Origin of the sequence: Microbulbifer aggregans, from assembly GCF_020524005.1 — a bacterium.
Classification (GTDB): domain Bacteria; phylum Pseudomonadota; class Gammaproteobacteria; order Pseudomonadales; family Cellvibrionaceae; genus Microbulbifer; species Microbulbifer aggregans_A.
In genome coordinates this window covers 79,875-98,921 of record NZ_JAIVKK010000002.1, presented here as the reverse complement: position 1 = coordinate 98,921, position 19,047 = coordinate 79,875, and the positions used below count along the sequence as shown (strand labels likewise).

16 protein-coding genes are annotated in these 19,047 nt (G+C 46.7%); 11 read left to right on the top strand and 5 right to left on the bottom strand.

Annotation, left to right across the window (positions count from 1 at the left end; translation table 11 throughout):
• Window positions 1–15: 15 nt before the first annotated feature.
• On the bottom strand, window positions 16–1,230 hold the full coding sequence (locus LC093_RS04465; RefSeq protein WP_226662646.1) for a type II secretion system F family protein: 1,215 nt from the start codon (window positions 1,228–1,230) through the stop codon (window positions 16–18).
• Window positions 1,231–1,305: 75 nt separating this feature from the next.
• A complete protein-coding gene (pilB, locus tag LC093_RS04460) occupies window positions 1,306–3,018 on the bottom strand; it encodes a type IV-A pilus assembly ATPase PilB (protein WP_226662644.1) in 1,713 nt (570 codons plus the stop codon).
• Between the two features lie 27 nt (window positions 3,019–3,045).
• On the opposite strand from pilB, the gene LC093_RS04455 reads away from it, so the two are divergent.
• The 7 genes from LC093_RS04455 to LC093_RS04420 all read left to right on the top strand — a co-directional run bounded on the left by LC093_RS04455 (window position 3,046) and on the right by LC093_RS04420 (window position 11,245).
• Window positions 3,046–3,297 carry a hypothetical protein gene (locus LC093_RS04455; RefSeq protein ID WP_226662642.1) on the top strand — a complete coding sequence of 84 codons (252 nt, stop codon included), beginning with the start codon at window positions 3,046–3,048 and terminating at the stop codon, window positions 3,295–3,297.
• 206 nt (window positions 3,298–3,503) lie between these two features.
• The gene (locus tag LC093_RS04445; RefSeq protein ID WP_264192889.1) at window positions 3,504–3,914 is read left to right on the top strand and encodes a pilin; all 411 of its coding nucleotides are present in this window, start codon (window positions 3,504–3,506) and stop codon (window positions 3,912–3,914) included.
• A gap of 112 nt (window positions 3,915–4,026) precedes the next feature.
• Window positions 4,027–5,859, top strand: a complete 1,833-nt coding sequence (locus LC093_RS04440; RefSeq protein WP_226662641.1) for a tetratricopeptide repeat protein — start codon at window positions 4,027–4,029, stop codon at window positions 5,857–5,859.
• Window positions 5,860–6,223: 364 nt separating this feature from the next.
• On the top strand, window positions 6,224–7,921 hold the full coding sequence (locus LC093_RS04435) for a hypothetical protein (RefSeq protein ID WP_226662639.1): 1,698 nt from the start codon (window positions 6,224–6,226) through the stop codon (window positions 7,919–7,921).
• Between the two features lie 91 nt (window positions 7,922–8,012).
• Window positions 8,013–8,276 (top strand): hypothetical protein, encoded by a 264-nt coding sequence (locus LC093_RS04430; RefSeq protein ID WP_226662635.1) that lies wholly within the window; start codon window positions 8,013–8,015, stop codon window positions 8,274–8,276.
• The gene (locus LC093_RS04425) at window positions 8,269–9,678 is read left to right on the top strand and encodes a class I SAM-dependent methyltransferase (protein ID WP_226662631.1); all 1,410 of its coding nucleotides are present in this window, start codon (window positions 8,269–8,271) and stop codon (window positions 9,676–9,678) included. Before LC093_RS04430 ends, LC093_RS04425 begins: the two co-directional genes overlap by 8 nt.
• Window positions 9,665–11,245, top strand: a complete 1,581-nt coding sequence (locus LC093_RS04420; RefSeq protein WP_226662629.1) for a sulfatase-like hydrolase/transferase — start codon at window positions 9,665–9,667, stop codon at window positions 11,243–11,245. The genes LC093_RS04425 and LC093_RS04420 overlap by 14 nt, the downstream gene beginning before the upstream one ends.
• A 173-nt stretch (window positions 11,246–11,418) precedes the next feature.
• Here LC093_RS04420 and LC093_RS04415 read toward each other — a convergent pair whose 3' ends face one another.
• Both LC093_RS04415 and LC093_RS04410 read right to left on the bottom strand, forming a co-directional pair.
• A complete protein-coding gene (locus LC093_RS04415; protein ID WP_226662626.1) occupies window positions 11,419–11,853 on the bottom strand; it encodes a divergent PAP2 family protein in 435 nt (144 codons plus the stop codon).
• Window positions 11,854–11,860: 7 nt separating this feature from the next.
• Complete coding sequence (locus LC093_RS04410; protein ID WP_226662624.1) at window positions 11,861–12,748, bottom strand: decaprenyl-phosphate phosphoribosyltransferase; 888 nt, start codon at window positions 12,746–12,748, stop codon at window positions 11,861–11,863.
• Window positions 12,749–12,783: 35 nt separating this feature from the next.
• On the opposite strand from LC093_RS04410, the gene LC093_RS04405 reads away from it, so the two are divergent.
• The 4 genes from LC093_RS04405 to LC093_RS04390 all read left to right on the top strand — a co-directional run bounded on the left by LC093_RS04405 (window position 12,784) and on the right by LC093_RS04390 (window position 15,803).
• The gene (locus tag LC093_RS04405) at window positions 12,784–13,188 is read left to right on the top strand and encodes a GtrA family protein (protein ID WP_226662622.1); all 405 of its coding nucleotides are present in this window, start codon (window positions 12,784–12,786) and stop codon (window positions 13,186–13,188) included.
• A gap of 53 nt (window positions 13,189–13,241) precedes the next feature.
• Window positions 13,242–14,486: an FAD-binding oxidoreductase gene (locus tag LC093_RS04400; protein ID WP_226662620.1), complete on the top strand. Its 1,245-nt coding sequence runs from the start codon at window positions 13,242–13,244 to the stop codon at window positions 14,484–14,486.
• 2 nt (window positions 14,487–14,488) lie between these two features.
• Window positions 14,489–15,226, top strand: coding sequence for an SDR family oxidoreductase (locus LC093_RS04395; RefSeq protein WP_226662618.1), 738 nt, complete (start codon window positions 14,489–14,491; stop codon window positions 15,224–15,226).
• A gap of 331 nt (window positions 15,227–15,557) precedes the next feature.
• Window positions 15,558–15,803, top strand: coding sequence for a YdcH family protein (locus tag LC093_RS04390; protein ID WP_226662616.1), 246 nt, complete (start codon window positions 15,558–15,560; stop codon window positions 15,801–15,803).
• Between the two features lie 45 nt (window positions 15,804–15,848).
• On the opposite strand, the gene LC093_RS04385 is transcribed toward LC093_RS04390, so the two are convergent.
• On the bottom strand, window positions 15,849–18,971 hold the full coding sequence (locus LC093_RS04385) for an error-prone DNA polymerase (protein ID WP_264192898.1): 3,123 nt from the start codon (window positions 18,969–18,971) through the stop codon (window positions 15,849–15,851).
• Window positions 18,972–19,047: the final 76 nt, after the last annotated feature.

Sequence of the window (19,047 nt, the reverse complement as noted above, 5' to 3'; positions counted from 1 at the left end):
ATTACTTTTACAGTTTTAAATAACCTGACCGAGCTGGAAGATGGGCAGGTACATGGCAATCATCAGGCCGCCAACAAGGATACCTAGGACTGCCATGATCATCGGTTCCATCAGAGTGGTTAAATTGTCGACTAAGTTATCTACAGCTTCTTCATAGAAGTCAGCTGCCTTGCTTAGCATTTCATCCAATGCGCCCGATTCTTCACCAATGGCAGCCATTTGGACCAACATGGTTGGATAAAGACCCGAAGCGCGCATGGCGCCATTTAGAGGGATACCAGTTGCAACAGAATCGCGAATTTTCAGGGTCGCTTCTTCGTACACGACATTACCTGTGGCTCCGGCAACCGACTTTAGTGCGTCGATCAATGGTACGCCCGCGGCAAATGTAGTAGATAGCGTACGAGCGAACCGGGCAGCAATCGAGTTGTAGGTGATCTGACCCAAAATAGGCAACTTCAACATTAAGCGGTCAAAAAAATTGGCTACTTTTTTGTTACGCTTTTTAATTTCGAGAGTGCCGCCGATACCGATGACCAGGGCCGCAAAAGCCCACAGCCAATTTGCTTGCATCCATTCTGAAATGCTCAGTACAAATAGTGTGAATGCAGGAAGGTTAGCGCCAAAGCTAGAAAAAGTCTCTGCGAACTGGGGAACTACTTTGACCAGTAGGATGGCTGTTACTACTACCGCCACAACTAAAACCGCAATGGGATAAGTCATTGCTTTTTTGATCTTAGCTTTTAGAGATTCTGTTTTTTCCTTATAAGTCGCTATGCGGTCGAGCATTGTTTCAAGCGCACCTGATTGTTCGCCGGAAGCGACCAGGTTGCAAAACAGATTATCGAAATACAGAGGATGCTTGCTAAGTGCGTCAGCAAAAGCTGTACCGGATGCAACGTCATCACGGATTTTAAGTATTAGTTCTTTTAATCCATCGTTGTCCAGTCCGTCAGCAACGATCTCAAAACTTTGCACTAACGGCACACCTGCTTTCATCATTGTCGCCATTTGGCGAGTAAACACAGCGATATCACCAGGTTTAACCTTCTTCTTACCACCGAATAGAGGTTTGGGTTTTTTCTGCACTCTATTGGCTATAATACCTTGCCGGCGCAATTGAGCTTTGACCAGTGCCGGGCTGGAACCGCTGATTTCCCCTTGAACTTTATTGCCCTTGGCATCCACACCCTTGAATACATAGGCAGTTGCTACTGCGGCGTTGGCCATACTGTCATTCCCGGTTTTTACTTTTGTCTTTTAATGTTTTGGAGTAAAGCTCAGCTAATATTAGCCGGTCAGTGATCAATCCTTAGTAACACGATTGGCCTCTTCCAAGCTGGTAACGCCCATCACTACTTTGCGCAGGGCTGAAGTGCGCAAATTATTGAACCCTTCTTTTTTTGCCTGGTCTGCAATCTGAATTGAGTTGCCGCCTTCCATTATAATGCGTGAAATTCCATCAGTTATGCGAACTACTTCATACACGCCTACGCGACCTTTGTAACCTTTGGAGCAGTGCTCGCAGCCGACAGGCTGATATATTTTCCAGTCGCTTTGCGGGATGGTGACGGTATCGAAGCCTTCTTCTCTTAAGACTTCCTCGGGTAGTGTAATTGGCTTTTTGCATTCACCACAGAGCCTACGTGCGAGGCGCTGGGCGATAATAACGCTTACCGAGGTGGCAATATTGAACGTGGGTACCCCCATATTCATCAAACGGGTCAGGGTTTCTGGGGCCGAATTGGTATGGAGTGTAGAAAGCACCAAGTGACCGGTTTGCGCGGCTTTAATGGCGATTTCAGCGGTTTCGAGATCTCGGATTTCCCCCACCATGACAATGTCGGGGTCTTGGCGAAGGAATGATCGCAGAGCCTCCGCAAAGTTCAGCCCTACCTTGTTGGAGACGTTTACTTGGTTGATGCCTTCAAGGTTGATCTCGACCGGATCTTCCGCAGTGGATATATTGCGTTCGGCGGTATTGAGAATATTTAAGCCTGTGTAAAGCGACACGGTTTTGCCTGAGCCGGTTGGCCCTGTGACTAAAATCATGCCTTGCGGCTGGGCCAGGGCATCAAGGTAGATTTGTTTTTGTTCCTCTTCATACCCCAAGGCATCGATACCCAGCTTTGCGGACGAAGGATCGAGAATCCGCAATACGATCTTTTCGCCCCAAAGAGTGGGTAGGCTGTTTACACGAAAGTCGATAGCCTTGGTCTTAGATAGCTTCATCTTAATACGGCCGTCCTGTGGAACTCGCCGCTCGGAAATGTCCATTTTGGACATTACTTTTAAGCGCGCAGAAATACGCGTGGCGAGCTGAATTGGTGGGCGGGCCACCTCGTGTAAGATCCCGTCGGTACGAAGTCGTACTCGATAGAGCTTTTCGTATGGTTCAAAGTGAATATCGGAGGCGCCGGTACGAATAGCATCCAGTAAAACCTTGTTTACAAAACGAACAACTGGAGCTTCGTCCCCGCCTGGCTCGTTGTCATCATCCCGTCTTGGCTCCCCTGATTCTACGTCGAGGCTATCAAGGTCTTCATCGTCTAAACCTTCGAGCCCACCGCCAATATCGCTACTGTTTGACAGGTAGCTTTCTATTGCCTTGGCCAGCTTATCGGCTTCGACGAGAACAGCGTCGGTATTAAGTCCTGTATTGAAGTTGATCTCGTCCAGCCCAGAGAGATTGGTTGGATCTGCTACTGCAACAAATAAGCGGTTTCCCCTTTTATATAAAGGAAGCGCGAAATGCTTGCTGATTAATTTTTCATCAACAATATCCTTCGGCAGCATGTCGAAGTTGTAGCTAGAAAGGTCGAACAGTGGGGTTCCAAATGCGATGGAAGCGATGTTGGCAAGCTCACGGCTCTTAATGAGTTTGGTCTCAACCGCATGCTGAGCAAAGCTCTGGCCTTCACGTTTGGCCGCCTTCAGGGCTGACTGAATGGTCGGTTCGTCGATAGCGTTGTCGGATACCAGCCGTTTGGCGAGGCCGCTTAGAGGAGTGCTGCTCATTTGAGATCGCTGTCTGTGAGATAACGTTTGTTACTGCTGTTTTTTGACTTTGGGCGGTTCGGAGCGAATCAGGCACAAAAAGTTAAATCCGCCGCCAGCTTGCGAGCCAATATAGCGAATATGCTGGCGCCCGCCAATGGCCTGGCGAGGGCATTTTGGGTAATGCGAATCAAGTTGCACGGAAAACAATCAGGATGGCTTAATAAAGGTGCGCCAACTAGCCAACTAAAAGGTGCGCCAACTAATAGAGGGGAAAGTAAACAAGGGCTAAATAACTGACAAAATAGGTCACGTTCAGAATCGGGCTGGTTGTTATGTGATCCGCCTGGATGATTTTTGGGCACCCCTTGCCTGACTTTCGTTCAAAATTGCGATTCTGGTTAGTTTTGTGAGCTTGCGCCTTTTCCCACATTGCGGGTATTGTTACTGCCGACTTCCTTTAGGGATTTCATTCCAAAAACAACAGTCTGTATGGAGACGGTTACATGAAAAAACAACAGGGTTTTACTCTTATTGAATTGATGATCGTGGTCGCGATCATCGGTATTTTGGCTGCGGTCGCACTGCCGGCCTACCAGGATTACACTGTAAGGGCTCGTGTGTCTGAGGGTTTGAGCATTGCGTCTTCAGCGAAAACAGCGGTATCTGAAACATATCAAAGTAATGGTGTGTTCGCATTGACCGCGTCTGGCTGGACCGCGCCGGCGTCTACTAAAAATGTGTCATCCGTGTCTGTTGCAGATAGCACCGGGACTATCACTGTGACTATGAGCTCTCTTGCTCAAAGCGTTGTGTTGACACTTGCTCCAGGACTGACAGTAGGCGCGCCGGTTACTTGGACCTGCAGCACAGCAGCTTCTACCCAAAAGTATGTTCCTGCTGAGTGTCGCGGCTAAGGCAATATCTCGTTTGACGAGATAGGCACCGCTTAAACGTTAGAGCGTTTTAGCTAAAAAAGGGAGAGTTTGTAGTTCTCCCTTTTTTGTTTTTGTGTGAACAAGTGATGTTATGTTTGATTCTTCCTTTTTATTTAGTCGTAAGATATTCCTTGCTTTTTTTATAGCAGTCGTCGTAGCGGTATTGTTTTGGGGGGCTCGAGATAATTCATTTGTTTGGGATGATCAATATTTTATTGTTCAGTTGCCTGATTTGCGTAATGCCAACTCAGTGGTTGATGATGTTCTTCTAAAACGTTTTTTTATTTCTGATGATTATTATAGGCCTTTGCCTCTATTAACGTACTATTTACAGGCTAAGAGTGGATTAGATCCAGAACCATTCCATGATTTAAATCTTGCGATACATATAGCAAATGCGTTGCTGGTTTTTTTGATTTGCCACTTGCTGATTTCACGCTCCCATAATGTGGTTTTTTGTCCCCCTTATGTTCGCAACGTAGCCTCGGCTGTTTTGGCGTTATTATATGCTGTGCACCCGGCTATGGCAGAGGCTGTAGTTTGGGTATCAGGCAGGTTTGACCTGTTGATGACGCTGTTTTTACTATTGGCTTTATACTCTGACCAAGCTATAAAAGTGGCCAAGTTCAGGGCTTTCTGCGTTGGTTGTTTTTTTCTGCTAGCTGCTTTTTCCAAGGAAGCAGCTGTAGGGTTTTGCTTCTCACTACCCATGCTCCATCTTGTAAACGCAAGGCTTTCTGACCGGAGCAATAGTGGCGTTTTTTTCGTTATAAGGGAAAATATATTTACTTATACCTCTTTGGTGATCGCAGGCTGCATATATCTTTGGGTTCGCTATGAAGCCCTAGGCTATCTGCTTTCAGGTATGCATTACAATGATTACGGCTCCTGGATTCAGCGAATTTTGCTGTCGGCAAAAGCCCTGCTAGGATATTTAAAAATTGCCCTGCTTCCATTTCTGCATTTGTCTCCTGTGCATTATGAGAAATTTCCAATTGAGTTGGATGATTGGGTTGCATGGGGAGCACTTGTTGCGGTTCTTTTATATATCTGTACAACTCTGTATGGAGTGGTGAAAGATAAGTGGTGGTCTCTAACCTCAGCTTCCATCTTCTTGTTGGCGCTGATCCCAGCCCTGCACCTTTTTCAATCACCGCTGGCAGACAATCTAGTGCAAGAGCGCTACCTTCAATTCCCGCTAGCGGTACTAGTGGTAGTTTTTTCTCCAGTTCTTGTAAGCTTTCTGCTGAATGTGGGGGAGAAAATACGGACTCTTATTCTTGGTGCTACGGCCTGTTTTGTTTTTATTTCAGTCGTAACAGTCCAGTCCATAATCCCTTTGTGGTCTAGTGAGTTAGGCTTGTGGACTTGGGTTACTGCAACATCTCCCAAGTATATTAATGGCTGGATAAATTTAGCAAATGCTCGTTTTTCAAGCGGTGATGTTGAAGGTGCGAAAGAGGCTATCGATACCGCGGATGTTCTTGCTGCCGAGTATGGCAGGTCTAGCGAGAAATCCATGATTTTGGTGCATAGGGGGATGCAGGATATTGAAGAAAATAATCCCGATGCTGCCATTGAGAAATTTCTGAAGGTGCTTGATTCTGAGGGTACGGCCGCGGGAAGCAATATAGCGCCAATCGCGTTCAATAACGCATTCAATACATTGCTGCGAATGAACGAGCTGGAATCTGCTGCATGGTATGTGGATAACGCTGTAAACATCGAGGAGCTAAGTTCGCACCCATGGTTCATAATCAACGTAGGGATCTATTGGTATTTGGTTGGTGACAAGGAAAAAGCGGAGGAGAATCTTTCAACTGGCATAAATTTGATGGCCCCTTCTGACAAAAGGGATAAAGTAAGACTCTATTTTGACCGGCTTTTAAAAGGTGAGATTGAATATGAGTTCTTTCCGCAATAGCTATATGCCATCTTGTTTGTGTGGGTTTTGAGATTGGTTTGGTCCGACAGCAGGATAGTTTTGTCTGATAAATACAGATCGATCCTGTAGCTTGAGAGTGCCATGATTATTGGCACTGTCAGAATTTCTGTTCGGAAAATTCCATTTCTTTTTTCTGGAATTTGGTTAAGTTCAGTTGGGAGTAGTTTTGACTCGAGTTTTTCGAGTGTGACGGTGGCAGGTTAAATGTGATTGGTCATGCGTTAAGTTTTGTTATGGCTCGCGTTCTGGTGAAGCATTTTTAGTAAGCCTGAAAAGCTATATAGGCCAAAAGATATAGCAAGATAACTGCCTTGTGGCGTGGCCCGAAGTGGGCTACTAGTAAATGATTTCGGCTGTAAGTGGTATGAGAAAAAAAATAAAAGAGATTGAATTGTGGTATCTGGAGAGGTTTGGCACCATTTTATCCAGTGACAAAAGATTATCATGGTTGATTGTAGCTTTACTGCTGTTTTCTGCTGCCTTTTTCAATACCGCATGGGTAGCCGATGACGCGTTTATTACTTTCCGGGTTATAGATAACGCATTAAATGGCTATGGGTTGACTTGGAATCCAGGTGAGCGGGTCCAAGTATACACCCACCCTCTTTGGTTTGGGGTGCAGCTCGGGTTGGTCGCGGTTTTCGGAGACCCATATTTCGTCTGTTTGGCCATCTCCTACCTATTGTTGTGCTTTACAATTTTTTTGCTCTTTACGCTACCTAAAGAACTTACCTGGGGAAGTTTGGCTGTAATTTTTTCTCTTCTACTTTCCCGATCATTTGTGGACTATTCTAGCTCTGGCCTAGAAAACCCTCTGACACATTTTCTCGTCGCTGCTTATGTATGGGTTTGGTTTAAATTCGAGGGGCGATGTAGGGCGTATTTACTATTTTCGTTAGGTTCAGCATTATTTTTATGTCGTCCTGACTCTCTTTTACTAGTAATCCCCTCGCTGTTATCGCTAGTTTATAACTCTCGCTCCATAATGCCGGCGTTGATAGGTGGCCTACCAGTAGCTTGTTGGGTTTGTTTTTCGGTTTTCTATTATGGGGCGCCAATACCTAATACGGCGTTAGCAAAAGTGGGTACAGGTACCACTTTTTTGGGGGCGGTAGAGCAGGCGTGGGCTGGATTGAGTTGGATGTATCGCCACGATACATTTTCACTATTCCTTTTGTTGTTCGGTGGCTGTGCCGCATGGATTAACCAAAGAGGGCGTGTCTTCTTTTTCGGTTTATTATTGTGGTTAATATTTTATTTTTATGTGGGCGGAGATTATATGGGAGGGCGTTTTTTCAGTACTCCGATATTATTGGCTGCTTGTATGGTTTTGTTTTTTTTGAGGCCGTTTAAAGCTATTCTTTTCACTCCCTTCGTGTTTTTAAGTGTAGGTGCGCTAGGTAATACATTAATCTCGCCTTTGTCATTTAATTCTCAAACTATTTCGGAAAATGGTATTGCAGATGAGCGAGCTTTTTATTATCAGGGCACGGGCCTAAAACCTGCGCTTATAAATAAGGGGGTGGTCCACCATCCATGGTTAGTCGAGGGGCAGCTCCTAAGTGGCCAGCAGGGTTTTTTTGTGCGGTGTTCTATCGGAATGGTTGGGTTTGGTGCAGGTCCTGCGATTCATTGGATTGACCCACTCGCTTTGGCAGACCCTTTACTTGCTAGGTTGCCTGCACGCTCTAATGCGAGGGTTGGTCATTTCGAGCGAGCTTTCCCTGAAGGGTACTTGGAATCTATTGTTTTAGGTGAAAATAGGCTTGCTGGTTCGAGGTTAAAGGCACTTTTTGACGATGTACAGCTCGCAACAACGGCTTCGCTTTTTGCGGAGGGGAGAGCCGCAGCAATTTGGCGTCTGAATTCGGGTTTTCATTCCCAGGTTGAAGTAGAGTTTAACAAGGAAAAGATTGGACTGCCGGGGGTTCCTGTTCAAAATAATGCTAAACCTTCCTGTTTGGGTATACAGCATGGTGGTGCGATAAATTGGAAGTTAAGCGAACCGCCTGTAGTAGGCATGCGGATAGTGTTTAGATAGAAGGTTAACGTTTACTCACTGTTTCTTGGTTTAGTGGAACGTTCTGAACTTTTTAGTCTGTTTCGATTTTTATTTTTTCTATGGGTGTGTTATGAATTTTTACCGCATTATCTTGATTCTCTGTGCTTGTTTTTTTTCTTATCCTTCTTATGCATATCTTGATCCGGGTACGGGTACAATGCTTGTACAGGGTGCCATGGCTTTGATTGCAGGAGCTATCACGTATGCCGGGATTTATTGGAAAAAAATAAAGGATTTTTTTTCTGGGGTAAATCAAGTTACTGATTTAACTGAAGAAGATGAGTCGGAAATATTCACGGCCTCGAGTATGCGAGAAATAAAAAAAGATGATTGAATTTGATAGGGGATCGTTTCGTGATCCGGCAGGCTCTATTTTTTATTTTAATGATGGCGTCTATAGAACAATTAATAAGCAGAGGATGCTGGAGTTTAGGGAGCTACGAGAAAGTGGTGTATTGGCAAGCCTGATTAAAGATGGATGGTTGATTGACTCAGAAGAGGTTTGCCCGTCGCTCGTGTCAGGTTTTGGGGAGCGGGCCCCCGAAGCTCTCGTGAAACACCGGAAATTGGAGGTTATATCTTACCCATATGAGTGGAGCTTTTCTCAGTTAAAGGATGCAGCACTTTTTCATCTCGATTTTCATTTGAAGCTACTTGAAAATGGATGGTCGTTGACAGATGCGACGGCGTATAACGTACAGTTTCATGGTGAATCGTGTCGACCGATCTTCATAGATTTACTTTCTATACGTCCTTATCAGGATGGGGAATACTGGCTGGGGCAGCGACAGTTTTGTGAGCAATTTTTAAACCCGCTTCTTCTGCAGTCTAAAATGGGCGTTCGTTCGAACAGTTGGTATCGGGGCGCACTTGAAGGTATTTCTATTGAGGATATGGCTAAACTCTTACCTTGGTCGAGCCGTTTCTCTTGGGTGCTTTTATCAAATATTATACTGCCTAACTATTTTCAAAAAAAATCTTTGGGAACTAAACGGCTCTCTAATACAAAAGCGAAAAGCTCTGTTAAGCGACCTTTTCCTAAGCAGGCATACGTCGGCTTGCTGAAGTCTTTAAGGAATTTTATAGCTAAGCTTTTTTTGGGGCAGGGGAATGCGGGTGTCTGGGAAAATTACGAATTTGAAAATTTTTATTCTGACGCCGGGCGTCGAGTCAAGGAACAGGTGTTAGAAGAGTTTTGTAAAAGTATTTCACCATCAGCTCTTATCGATATGGGGTGTAATTCCGGCCACTACTCTCAGTTGGCACTAGAGTTTGGCTCTAAGTCAGTAGTTGGTTTTGACTTTGATTCCGGTAGTTTGAACCTCGCGTATTGCCGCGCAAAAGAGAATCAACTTAGATTGATCCCATTATACATGGATGCTTGTAATCCATCGCCGTCTATAGGGTGGGATAGTAGTGAAAGAAAAGGTATTAAATCAAGGGTCTCAGCAGACGCCGTAATCGCATTTGCCATTATCCATCATCTGGCAATAGGGCGGAATATACCTCTGGAACAAGTAATTGATTGGCTGCTTTCCTTTGGTGATAGTGGAATAATCGAATTTGTCGGAAAAGAGGATATTTCTATAAAAGAGATGTTGGCGCTGCGAGAGGATGTTTTTCCTGATTATACCTACGATAACTTTATTAACATTCTTGCTGCGAGACGAAAGGTAGTAAAAGAGGTTGCGGTTGAGGGTGTTGATCGGGTATTGGTGTGGTATGAAAAAGAGTAAGGAGGTTTTCGGGGGGATATTTCGATTCCCATTATATTTAATTCTCATTAGTTTATATTTTCCCCTTGCGGTGTTTCAGTCAAATTTTTCATTGTTTTCCTTTGATAGTACGCTGCGGACCTTGGGATTTTCGACGGCATTTTCACTCGTACTTTTCTATTTGCTTTCTAAAATCTCTAATGTTCATTCGGCAGGCGTGTACACCGTTTTTCTTTTTGTGGCACTACTTGCGCCTAATGTGGCCGTGGGTTTTTCTCTGGCCTGTTTTTTTGTCGTGTTTTTTTTATTTTTGAGCGAAAAAATATTCACTTTCGGCGAATCATTTACTTTAAGCGCTAATGTGGCGAGCATATTCTTTTTAGGTATGCTTCTATTTGGTTTTGGAAAGCTTGGGTTAGAGGTTAATACTTTGCCGAGCGATAAAGCCAATGATTTGGTTCGCTTGTCCGAAGGGCGAGGTTTTGTAGAAACTCCAGATATTTACCATTTTGTATTGGATGGCTATAGTAATTCATCAGTATTGTCTGATTTCTATTCTTTTGATAACTCCAAATTTGAAGACGGACTCGAAGACCTGGGCTTTTTAGTGATGCAAAAAGCTATTTCCCCTTACAACCAGACTTTGCCTTCGATGGCATCAGTGATGTCCGGAGAGTTTGTGGTTAAGCCTGAGATCATTACTCCATCTAACCCGCATGTTTTGCGGGTTGACTGGGGTAAGCAAGTGACAGATGGTGTTGTGCCGAGGCTTTTCCGTATGAATGGTTATAGTTTGGCTTTTGAAAATACAGGCTATGATTTTCTTTCTTACCCAATAGGATCTTTTGTTAATGATGATGCTTTGGGTTATATGGAGTTGGGCCCCTTTGAAGAATATTTCTTATCATTGTCGCCATTAAAAGCAGCGTTCAGTTTGTTTGGGGATGAAAGTGTTGTTTCAATTGAATCGAGGAATAAGCAGGTTCGAGCAAATTTGTCTAGTCGGTATTTTGAGAGCGTTCCACAGCCTAGATATTATTATTCTCATACGCTAGCGCCCCACCCTCCATTTTCATTAACCAAAAATGGGGAAACAACATTTAAATATCAAGATTTTTTAGATATAGGTGATGGTGACCATATGACAAAGGGGGATGAGGAACTGGTCTCTCAGTATAAACAAGGTTATATAGAGAAGCTTACTTATACTAATAGTCAAATCTACACAACGCTAAAGTATTTAGTTGAGGATGTTCCTGGTAATAAGATTGTAATCGTCCAGGGGGATCATGGAGGTGGAGCACATTTGCGACATGACAGTAATTATAGGACTTGCCATAAGGAACGTTTTAGTCCCTTGTATGCAGTTTATTCAAGTGATTCGAAGGTTTTTTCTTCTATAGATTCAGGTAGGCCGGTTTCTACTGTGAATACTTATAGGCACATATTGCGTTATCTTCTGAAAGTTGATGTCGACTTGGTTTCGGCTCAGGCTTATTTCTTATCTTGGGACCGCCCATTTCTGGCCGAACCTCTGGCGGGTCAAGAGAATGCGTTATGCCAGATTCAGTTTTCCTCTTCAGACTAAAAGAGTTTTCAGGGCTATATGTGTATATATCGGAGGCGGGCATTGCTGTTAGTTGAGTGTTGACATTTCGCTTTCTTCGAAATTTTTTAATAGGGTTTTAATATATTTGCCTATCGGTGGAATGGTTCTAACTAAGCGCGAAAGTTAATTCTGATTCGCTATTATTTTTTCTTTTATAGAAAAATGCTAAAGCTCCATTCTATTGCCCAGGCAGTAATGGTTCCAGTGATAATTCCTGCAATGATTTCTAGGCGAGAGTGGCCAATACGTTCACGTAATTTTTTTTTATGTGCTAACTGGGGTCTCTCGGCGTAAATTTGGTTTATGCTTTCAGCGTGCTTCCCTACCTCCCTACGGAGACTATTGGCGTCAAGGATTACTATGAACGCTAGCGCTATAGCTACCCCGAATGCGGGGTGATTGATTCCTTCTCGTAGAGCAATTAGGGCAGCCATACTGCTTACAATTGCGCTGTGATTACTGGGTAGCCCACCGTACCCGATAAGGCCGAAGGCCAACCTCTTGGCCTTAATACTGTTGATGGCAAATTTCATTGACCCGGCCACGAGCCAGGTTACGAATGGAGTGATGGCATAGGTCAAGTTCATTCGAGGCTTATGCTCCAGTCGGCCAGATTGCTGCAGTGCTGGCGACTCCCCAGAGGACGACAGTGAGCATGAGCTGCTTGTCGGAATAAAGTACATCAGTTGGAGACTCGCCTTCATTACGGCTTTCTACAACAAACCAATAACGAAACAGTCCGAATATCACTAGTGGGATTGTAATAACCAGTTCAGGGCGAGCGTTCATCACAAATAAGCTGTAGAAGAGGAGTGCTCCAACTGCGGCCATTTCCGCATATCGGTCAATAAGGGGGAGGGAGTAGTACTGTAGTACTTTCCTTCCCTCGCTTCCATTTTGAGTCAGCTCTTGTCTCCGCTTGATAGCCGCAAGGTATAAGGCAAGACACAGTGTGGTGGTAAACATCCAGGAAGATACTGGCACATCTATTGCTGTAGCGCCTGCGTACACTCGCAATACAAATCCAATTGCGATTGTGAATATATCTAATACAGGCTGGTTCTTTAGGTAGAAGGTATAGGCAAGGTTTAATGCGAGATAGCCACAAATTACACCGATCACACTAGGGGCGACTGTAAATCCCCAGGTGAGCACGGCGTATAAGCTGGCAAGTAGAACCAGCGCTTGGGCTTTGGTGACTTGGCCTGATGCTAATGGTCGTTTTAGGGACTTGGCTGGGTGTTTCCTATCGCGTTCGATATCGTGATAGTCATTGATTATATATGTGGCAGAGGATGCTATACAGAAAAGCGCAGTCGCTATTAGTGCTTGCGTAACAGCGGAAGCGTTCAAAAATTGACCAGAAAAGATCAGCGGAGGTAGTACAAATGTATTTTTGATCCACTGTTTAGGGCGCATCAATTTGATGAGACCGGGCGAAAGCCATTTGCTTCCCTCGGTGAATACCGTAGAATTTAGCAAAATTACCCCCTAAATCAATAACTTATAGTTCTAATATGCGAATCGCCCTAAGCTACACGATTTTTGCGACCTTCGCTACCGTAATCAATATCTGTAGCCAAGACTTTAGCTTGCGCCTGTATGCTGGGACTTACTCCATCGCAGGTTCTATCTTGGTTGGGACTATTGCCGGATTGCTGGTCAAGTATTATTTGGACAAGCACTACATCTTCCGGTTCGTAGGCAAGGGGATGCAACAGGATGCGAAGATGTTTGGTCTTTATGCGGTAATGGGCGTGTTAACCACGTTCATTTTTTGGGGAATGGAGTTTACGTTTGAACTGATTTTTCAGTCGAAATCTATGCGCTATTTAGGGGGGGGGATTGGTTTGGGGATTGGCTATTTCGTGAAATATCAGTTAGACAAGCGATTTGTTTTTGTTTCTCGAGGTGTATCGTGAGACTAAGCGGGTGGGGGCGCTACCCCTACATAGATTCTCATGCCGAATACCCCTTGTGTGATGGTGACGTTCAGAAGTTGGTGGAGCTAGCCGGTGAACAATCGCTCATTGGACGCGGGCTCGGAAGAAGTTACGGAGATAGCGCATTAGCCCACACTACGTTACATAGCTTATATCTGGACCATTTTCGTTTCTTTGATAAGAAAATTGGTCTTTTGCGTTGTTCTTCAGGAACGACTTTAGCATCTATTCTTGAGTTGATTATACCTGAAGGCTGGTTCTTGTCGGTTACACCAGGTACAAAATTTGTGACCGTTGGTGGTGCTGTGGCGAGTGACGTTCATGGTAAGAATCACCATCTAGATGGCTGTTTTTCTGAATTCGTGGAGTCGATTAAGCTCGCGACTCCCAACGGTGTAGTTGAGTGCTCTAGAAATCAAAATGCGAGCCTCTTTTATGCGACTTGTGGTGGGATGGGGTTGACCGGCTTAATTCTGGAAGTGGAAATCCGCCTCAAAAGAGTTCCAAGTAGCTTTATCGACGCGACGACAATAAAAACGAAGAATCTCGAAGAAACGGTCGAAATACTTGAAGAGAATCACTCTTCGACTTATTCGGTTGCGTGGATTGATTGCCTTACTACCGGAAGTGGGCTTGGGCGTTCCTTAGTTATGCTAGGCGAACACACGAAGGAAGGTGGGTTGGTTGTGGGGAAAAAGGCCAAGCTATCTGTTCCTTTTGATATGCCGGATTTTTTTCTTAACGGCCTTACGATGCAGGCTTTTAATAGTGCCTACTATCATCGTATGACAAAGGTTCGATCTCATGCGATTGTACATTACGAACCCTATTTTTACCCGTTAGACGGTATTCTTAACTGGAATCGCTTGTACGGCGCCGGTGGTTTTTTACAGTACCAGTTTGTTATTCCGAAAGAAGCGGGTATTGAAGGTCTTTCGGCTATTCTAAGTCGATTGTCGGCTTCAAAGAAGGGCTCTTTTCTCGCTGTGTTGAAGATGTTTGGAACCGAAAATTGTAACCATCTTTCATTTCCTTTAGGAGGGTATACGTTAGCTTTAGATTTGAAGCTTTCTAGAGAGGTTCTCTCTTTGTTGGATGAGCTTGATGAGATTGTTGTCGCTTATGGCGGACGCGTTTACTTGGCTAAAGATGCTCGTATGTCAAAAGAAGTATTCCGAAAAAGTTATCCTCGCTGGGAAAAATTTTCCGAATTAAGAAGGCAATGGGGTGCGCATAAACATTTCAATTCCACTCAATCTCAGCGATTAGGTCTTTAAGTATGAAGAAAATATTGATTATCGGTGCCACTTCCTCGATTGCAGAGTCTGTGGCCCGCCTTTACGCGAAGCAAGGCGACGAAATCTATCTGCTGGCGAGAAATCAAGGGCGACTCGACAAAATAGTTAACGATTTGCGTGTGCGTGGAGCGGCCGATGTGCATTCTGCGGTTTTTGATGTTTGTGATTTTGACGCTCACGTTTCCATACTTGACGATGTATTCGACCGGCTCGGAGAGGTCGATGTTGTTTTGCTCGCACATGGTACATTGCCTGATCAGTCACTTTGTGAGAATTCTGCCGAAAGTGCGCTTTCCGAAATAAAAGTGAATGCTTTGAGCTCTGTGTCTCTTTTGACACATCTGGCAAACAAAATGGAGTACGTAGGCAAGGGAACAATTGCGGTAATTACCAGTGTTGCAGGGGATCGGGGCAGGAAATCTAATTATGTATATGGTGCGGCGAAAGCTATGCTGTCAGCTTTTTTAGAAGGCATGCGCCACCGTCTGTTCTCAAAGGGGGTTGTAGTGCTCGATATCCGTCCAGGATTTGTTGATACCCCTATGACTAAAGATTTCGCGAAGGGAGTACTTTGGGCTAAACCAGAAAAGGTTGCTGAAGGCATCGTGAGAGCTATCAGTACAAAAAAGTCAGTGGTATACCTTCCATTTTTTTGGGCTGGGATTATGGGGGTTGTCCGGAATCTTCCAAGATTTATCTTTCTGCGTACTAGTTTGTAGTGCTTCGAGATTTATTTTGGGTATAAGTTACTTGTAGTTTCACCATCCATGCGATGGATCGGATCTTCATAACTGGATCCGTCGTTGTGCTGGGAGGTGGCGGTTAGATGTGTCGCTCTTTTGTGATCTCTGGCTGTTTAGGGAGTAGGCTCTACTGTAGTCGAGGCATCTGACTGGATGCGCTTGGTAGAGCCAACTCTCGTTGCGACTACCGGCTTTTGGCAGCCGGAAAAGGTGGGAATCGAAGTATAAATTGTTGATACTTTGTTGTTATTGATAGATCGGATACTAAAATGGCTGATGAAGCCAATATTATGAGGAGTTACCGTCAATGGCCAGTGCCTCACGTACTCTGGAAACCGAGTTCCCCGATCTCGCCGACAGTATCCGGCACCTGATTCAGGACAGTATTCAGTTCAAGAGTGACCGCGACAATTACCATAAGCTGGATAAGACGATCCGAGGCTTGGAAGAGCGCGGTGTAGCTACTGATGATGACCATTTTAAAGAGCTGAAAACCCAGCGTGCTCGCCTGAAAGATCAGCTTTATCAAACGGCCAAAAATCATCAGTCCTAGGCATAAGTTTTGTTGCTATCAATCTGTGGAAGAGGTGATTGAGCATCAATGGAAGCTGCGAACGCTCTGAATCTCGCTCCACTCCAGGCAATGTAACTTCTGGCCTACCAAGTGTATGACTGAGTAGTGTCGATCCCCCTTCTCGGTGCTGACCTGTAACCGGCCCTCGATCAGTAAAATATTCCCCCCTTTAATCTCGGCTCTATAGCGTTGCTGAACCTGTTCCCACAACACCACATTGACCACTCCGGTCTCATCTTCCAGTGTCAGGAACATAACCCCGGCGGCACTGCCCGGACGTTGTCGGCAGGTGGTCAGGCCGAGGATTTTTACCTGCTCGCCATCCCTGCGGTTTGGCAGGTCGCAGGCTCTCAACAGGTTGCGGTAGCGGTGCTGTTTGCGCAGCAGGGCGATGGGGTGTTCGCGCAGGCTGAGGCCGGTGCTGGCGTAGTCGCTGTAGGTATTGTCTTCCAGTGTGTGCTCGGGTTGGTGTTCGCTGGTTGGCAGACTGTCCAGTTGGTTACTCAGGGCCTGCCAGGTGTTCTGGTAGCGGTTTTCCGCCAGGCTGTGGAAGCTGTTGGCACTGGCCAGGTAGGCGCGTTGTTCGGGAGAGATGGTTACGCGCTGGTGGAAGTCTTCCAAGGATTCGAAACGGTACTGCTGACGCTGGGTAGCGATTGCTTCTGCGCTGTCTTCGTTGAGGCCTTTTATCAGGCGCATACCCAGGCGCAGGGCTGGTGCGCTGGTTTTGTTGTCGTGCTGGTGCAGGTTGCTGGATCCCGGCTTTCGCCGGGATGACGAAGTGGGAAGTTCCAGGCTGTGGTGCCAGTGGCTGTACTGTACATCGATGGGCAGTACGGTGACGTTGTGGCGCTGGGCATCGTAGACCAGCTGTGCGGGAGCGTAGAAGCCCATGGGCTGGCTGTTGAGCAGGCCGCAGTAAAAGGCGGCCGGGTGATGGCATTTGATCCAGGCGGAAAAGTAGGCCAGCAGGCCGAAGCTGGCGGAGTGGGATTCGGGGAAACCATAGGAGCCGAAGCCCTTCATCTGCTCAAACAATTGTACGGCGAAGGCGTCGCTGTAGCCGTTGGCCCGCATCCCGGCGATCAGCTTTTCCCGGAACTGAATCAGGTTGCCGTTTTTCCCCCAGCTGGCCATCGCCCGGCGCAGGGCATCGGCCTCGCCACCGCTGAAGCCGGCGGCCACCATGGAAAGCTTGATCACCTGCTCCTGAAAAATCGGCACGCCCAGGGTGCGCTCCAGTACCGGGCGCAGGTTTTCATGGGGGTAATTGATCGGTTCCAGCTTTTGTTTACGGCGCAGGTAGGGATGCACCATGCCGCCCTGAATCGGGCCCGGGCGGACGATGGCAATCTCTATCACCAGTTCGTAAAAGCGCTGCGGTTGCAGACGCGGCAACATGCTCATCTGTGCGCGGGATTCGATCTGGAAGACACCGACGGTATCGGCCCGGCACATCATTTCATAGACCGCCGGGTCGTCTGGTGGGATGTCCTGAAGCTTCATTTTGCGCCCATACAGTGCCATATATGCCAGTGATTTGCGCAGGGCGGTGAGCATGCCGAGGGCGAGGATATCCACCTTCATCAGCTTCAGGTCTTCGATATCTTCCTTGTCCCACTGGATGATGGTGCGGTCTTCCATCGAGGCATTTTCCAGCGGAACCAGGTGGCTGAGTGGCTGCTCGGTAATGACAAACCCGCCCACGTGTTGGGACAGGTGTCGGGGAAAACCGTAAATCTGCTGCAGCAGGGTGGGCAGCATTCTGCCGGTGGTGCTACTCGTATCGATACCGGCCTTTTCCATCTGTTTCGGGAAGTCTTCCAGCGTGTCCCACCAGGTGCGCTCGGCCTGCAGGCGCTCGATGGTAGCGGCACCGAGCCCCAGTGCCTTGCCGATATCCCGCAGCGCACTTTTGAACCGGTAGGTGATCTTGGTGGCGGCAAGGCCGGCACGTTCGCGGCCGTATTTCCGGTAGATGTACTGGATAATTTCCTCGCGCCGCTCGTGCTCGAAATCCACGTCGATATCCGGCGGTTCATTGCGCTCGCGGGAAATAAAACGCTCGAACAGCAGGCCGATTTTGTGGGGGTCTATCTCGGTAATAAACAGGCAGTAACACACTACCGAGTTGGCGGCGGAACCGCGTCCCTGGTAGAGAATGTGCTGGCTGCGAGCAAACTGCACGATGTCGTAGATGGTGAGGAAATAATGCTCGTACTCGAGTTCTGCGATGAGTATGAGCTCGGTTTCGATCTGCTTGCGTATCCGTTCCTCAGGGCCTTTGGGCCAGCGGGCTTTAAGCCCGCTTTCCACCAGCTTGCGCAAATAGTCACTGGCGCAGATTCCTGATGGGAGTACCTCTGATGGATACTGGTAGCGCAATTCTGACAGGCTGAATGTGCACCGTTCGGCAATTTTTGCGCTGTTGTTCAGGGTTTCCTGTGGGAACAGGTTTTCCATTTCCTGTAACGGGCGGAGGTAGCGCTCGGCATTTTGCTGCAGGCGGTATCCAAGTTCGTTCAGTGTGCAGTTATGGTAGTTGGCATTGAGGACATCCTGCAGGGGCTTGCGGCTGCGGTTGTGCATCAGTACCGCATTGGTGGCGACCAGCGGCAGCTTATGCTTTTGGGCAAGGGCCTGTAACTTTTGGTGTTGCTGGTTTTGCCCGGGATGCAGGTTGTTAATCAAGGCAATGTAGATTCGGGCACGAAAATGGCCAAGAAGGGCGGCGGGGATATCGGCTACTTCCTCAGTGGGTATCCACAGGCAGAGCGCGCTCCTACAAATTCGAATCACATCTTGCAGCTGGGTGTGGTAACTGCCTTTTTCGCTGCGCAGGCGCGAGTGGGAAATTAACTGGCAGATTTCGGTATAGGCGGTTTTGTCCTGGGCCAGCAGCACCAATTGCAAACCGTTTTCCTGTAGCCGGAAAAAGCTGCCGCAGATCAGTTTGAGTGTACTGCCTTCGGCTTTGAGTCTTTCCAGCTCGCTATAAGCACGCACTACACCGGCCATAGAGCATTCGTCGGTAATCGCCAGCGCTTGATAGCCAAGCTTACAGGCGGTGGCGACCAGTTCCTGCGGGTGTGAGGCGCCCTGGAGGAAAGAGAAATTGCTTTGACAAAAAAGTTCGGCGTACTGCATACCGGTGTTTTCGTTCACTCGTCATACCGGCGTAGGCCGGTATCCAGAGATGGAGCGCTGTGGTTTCGTTGTACTC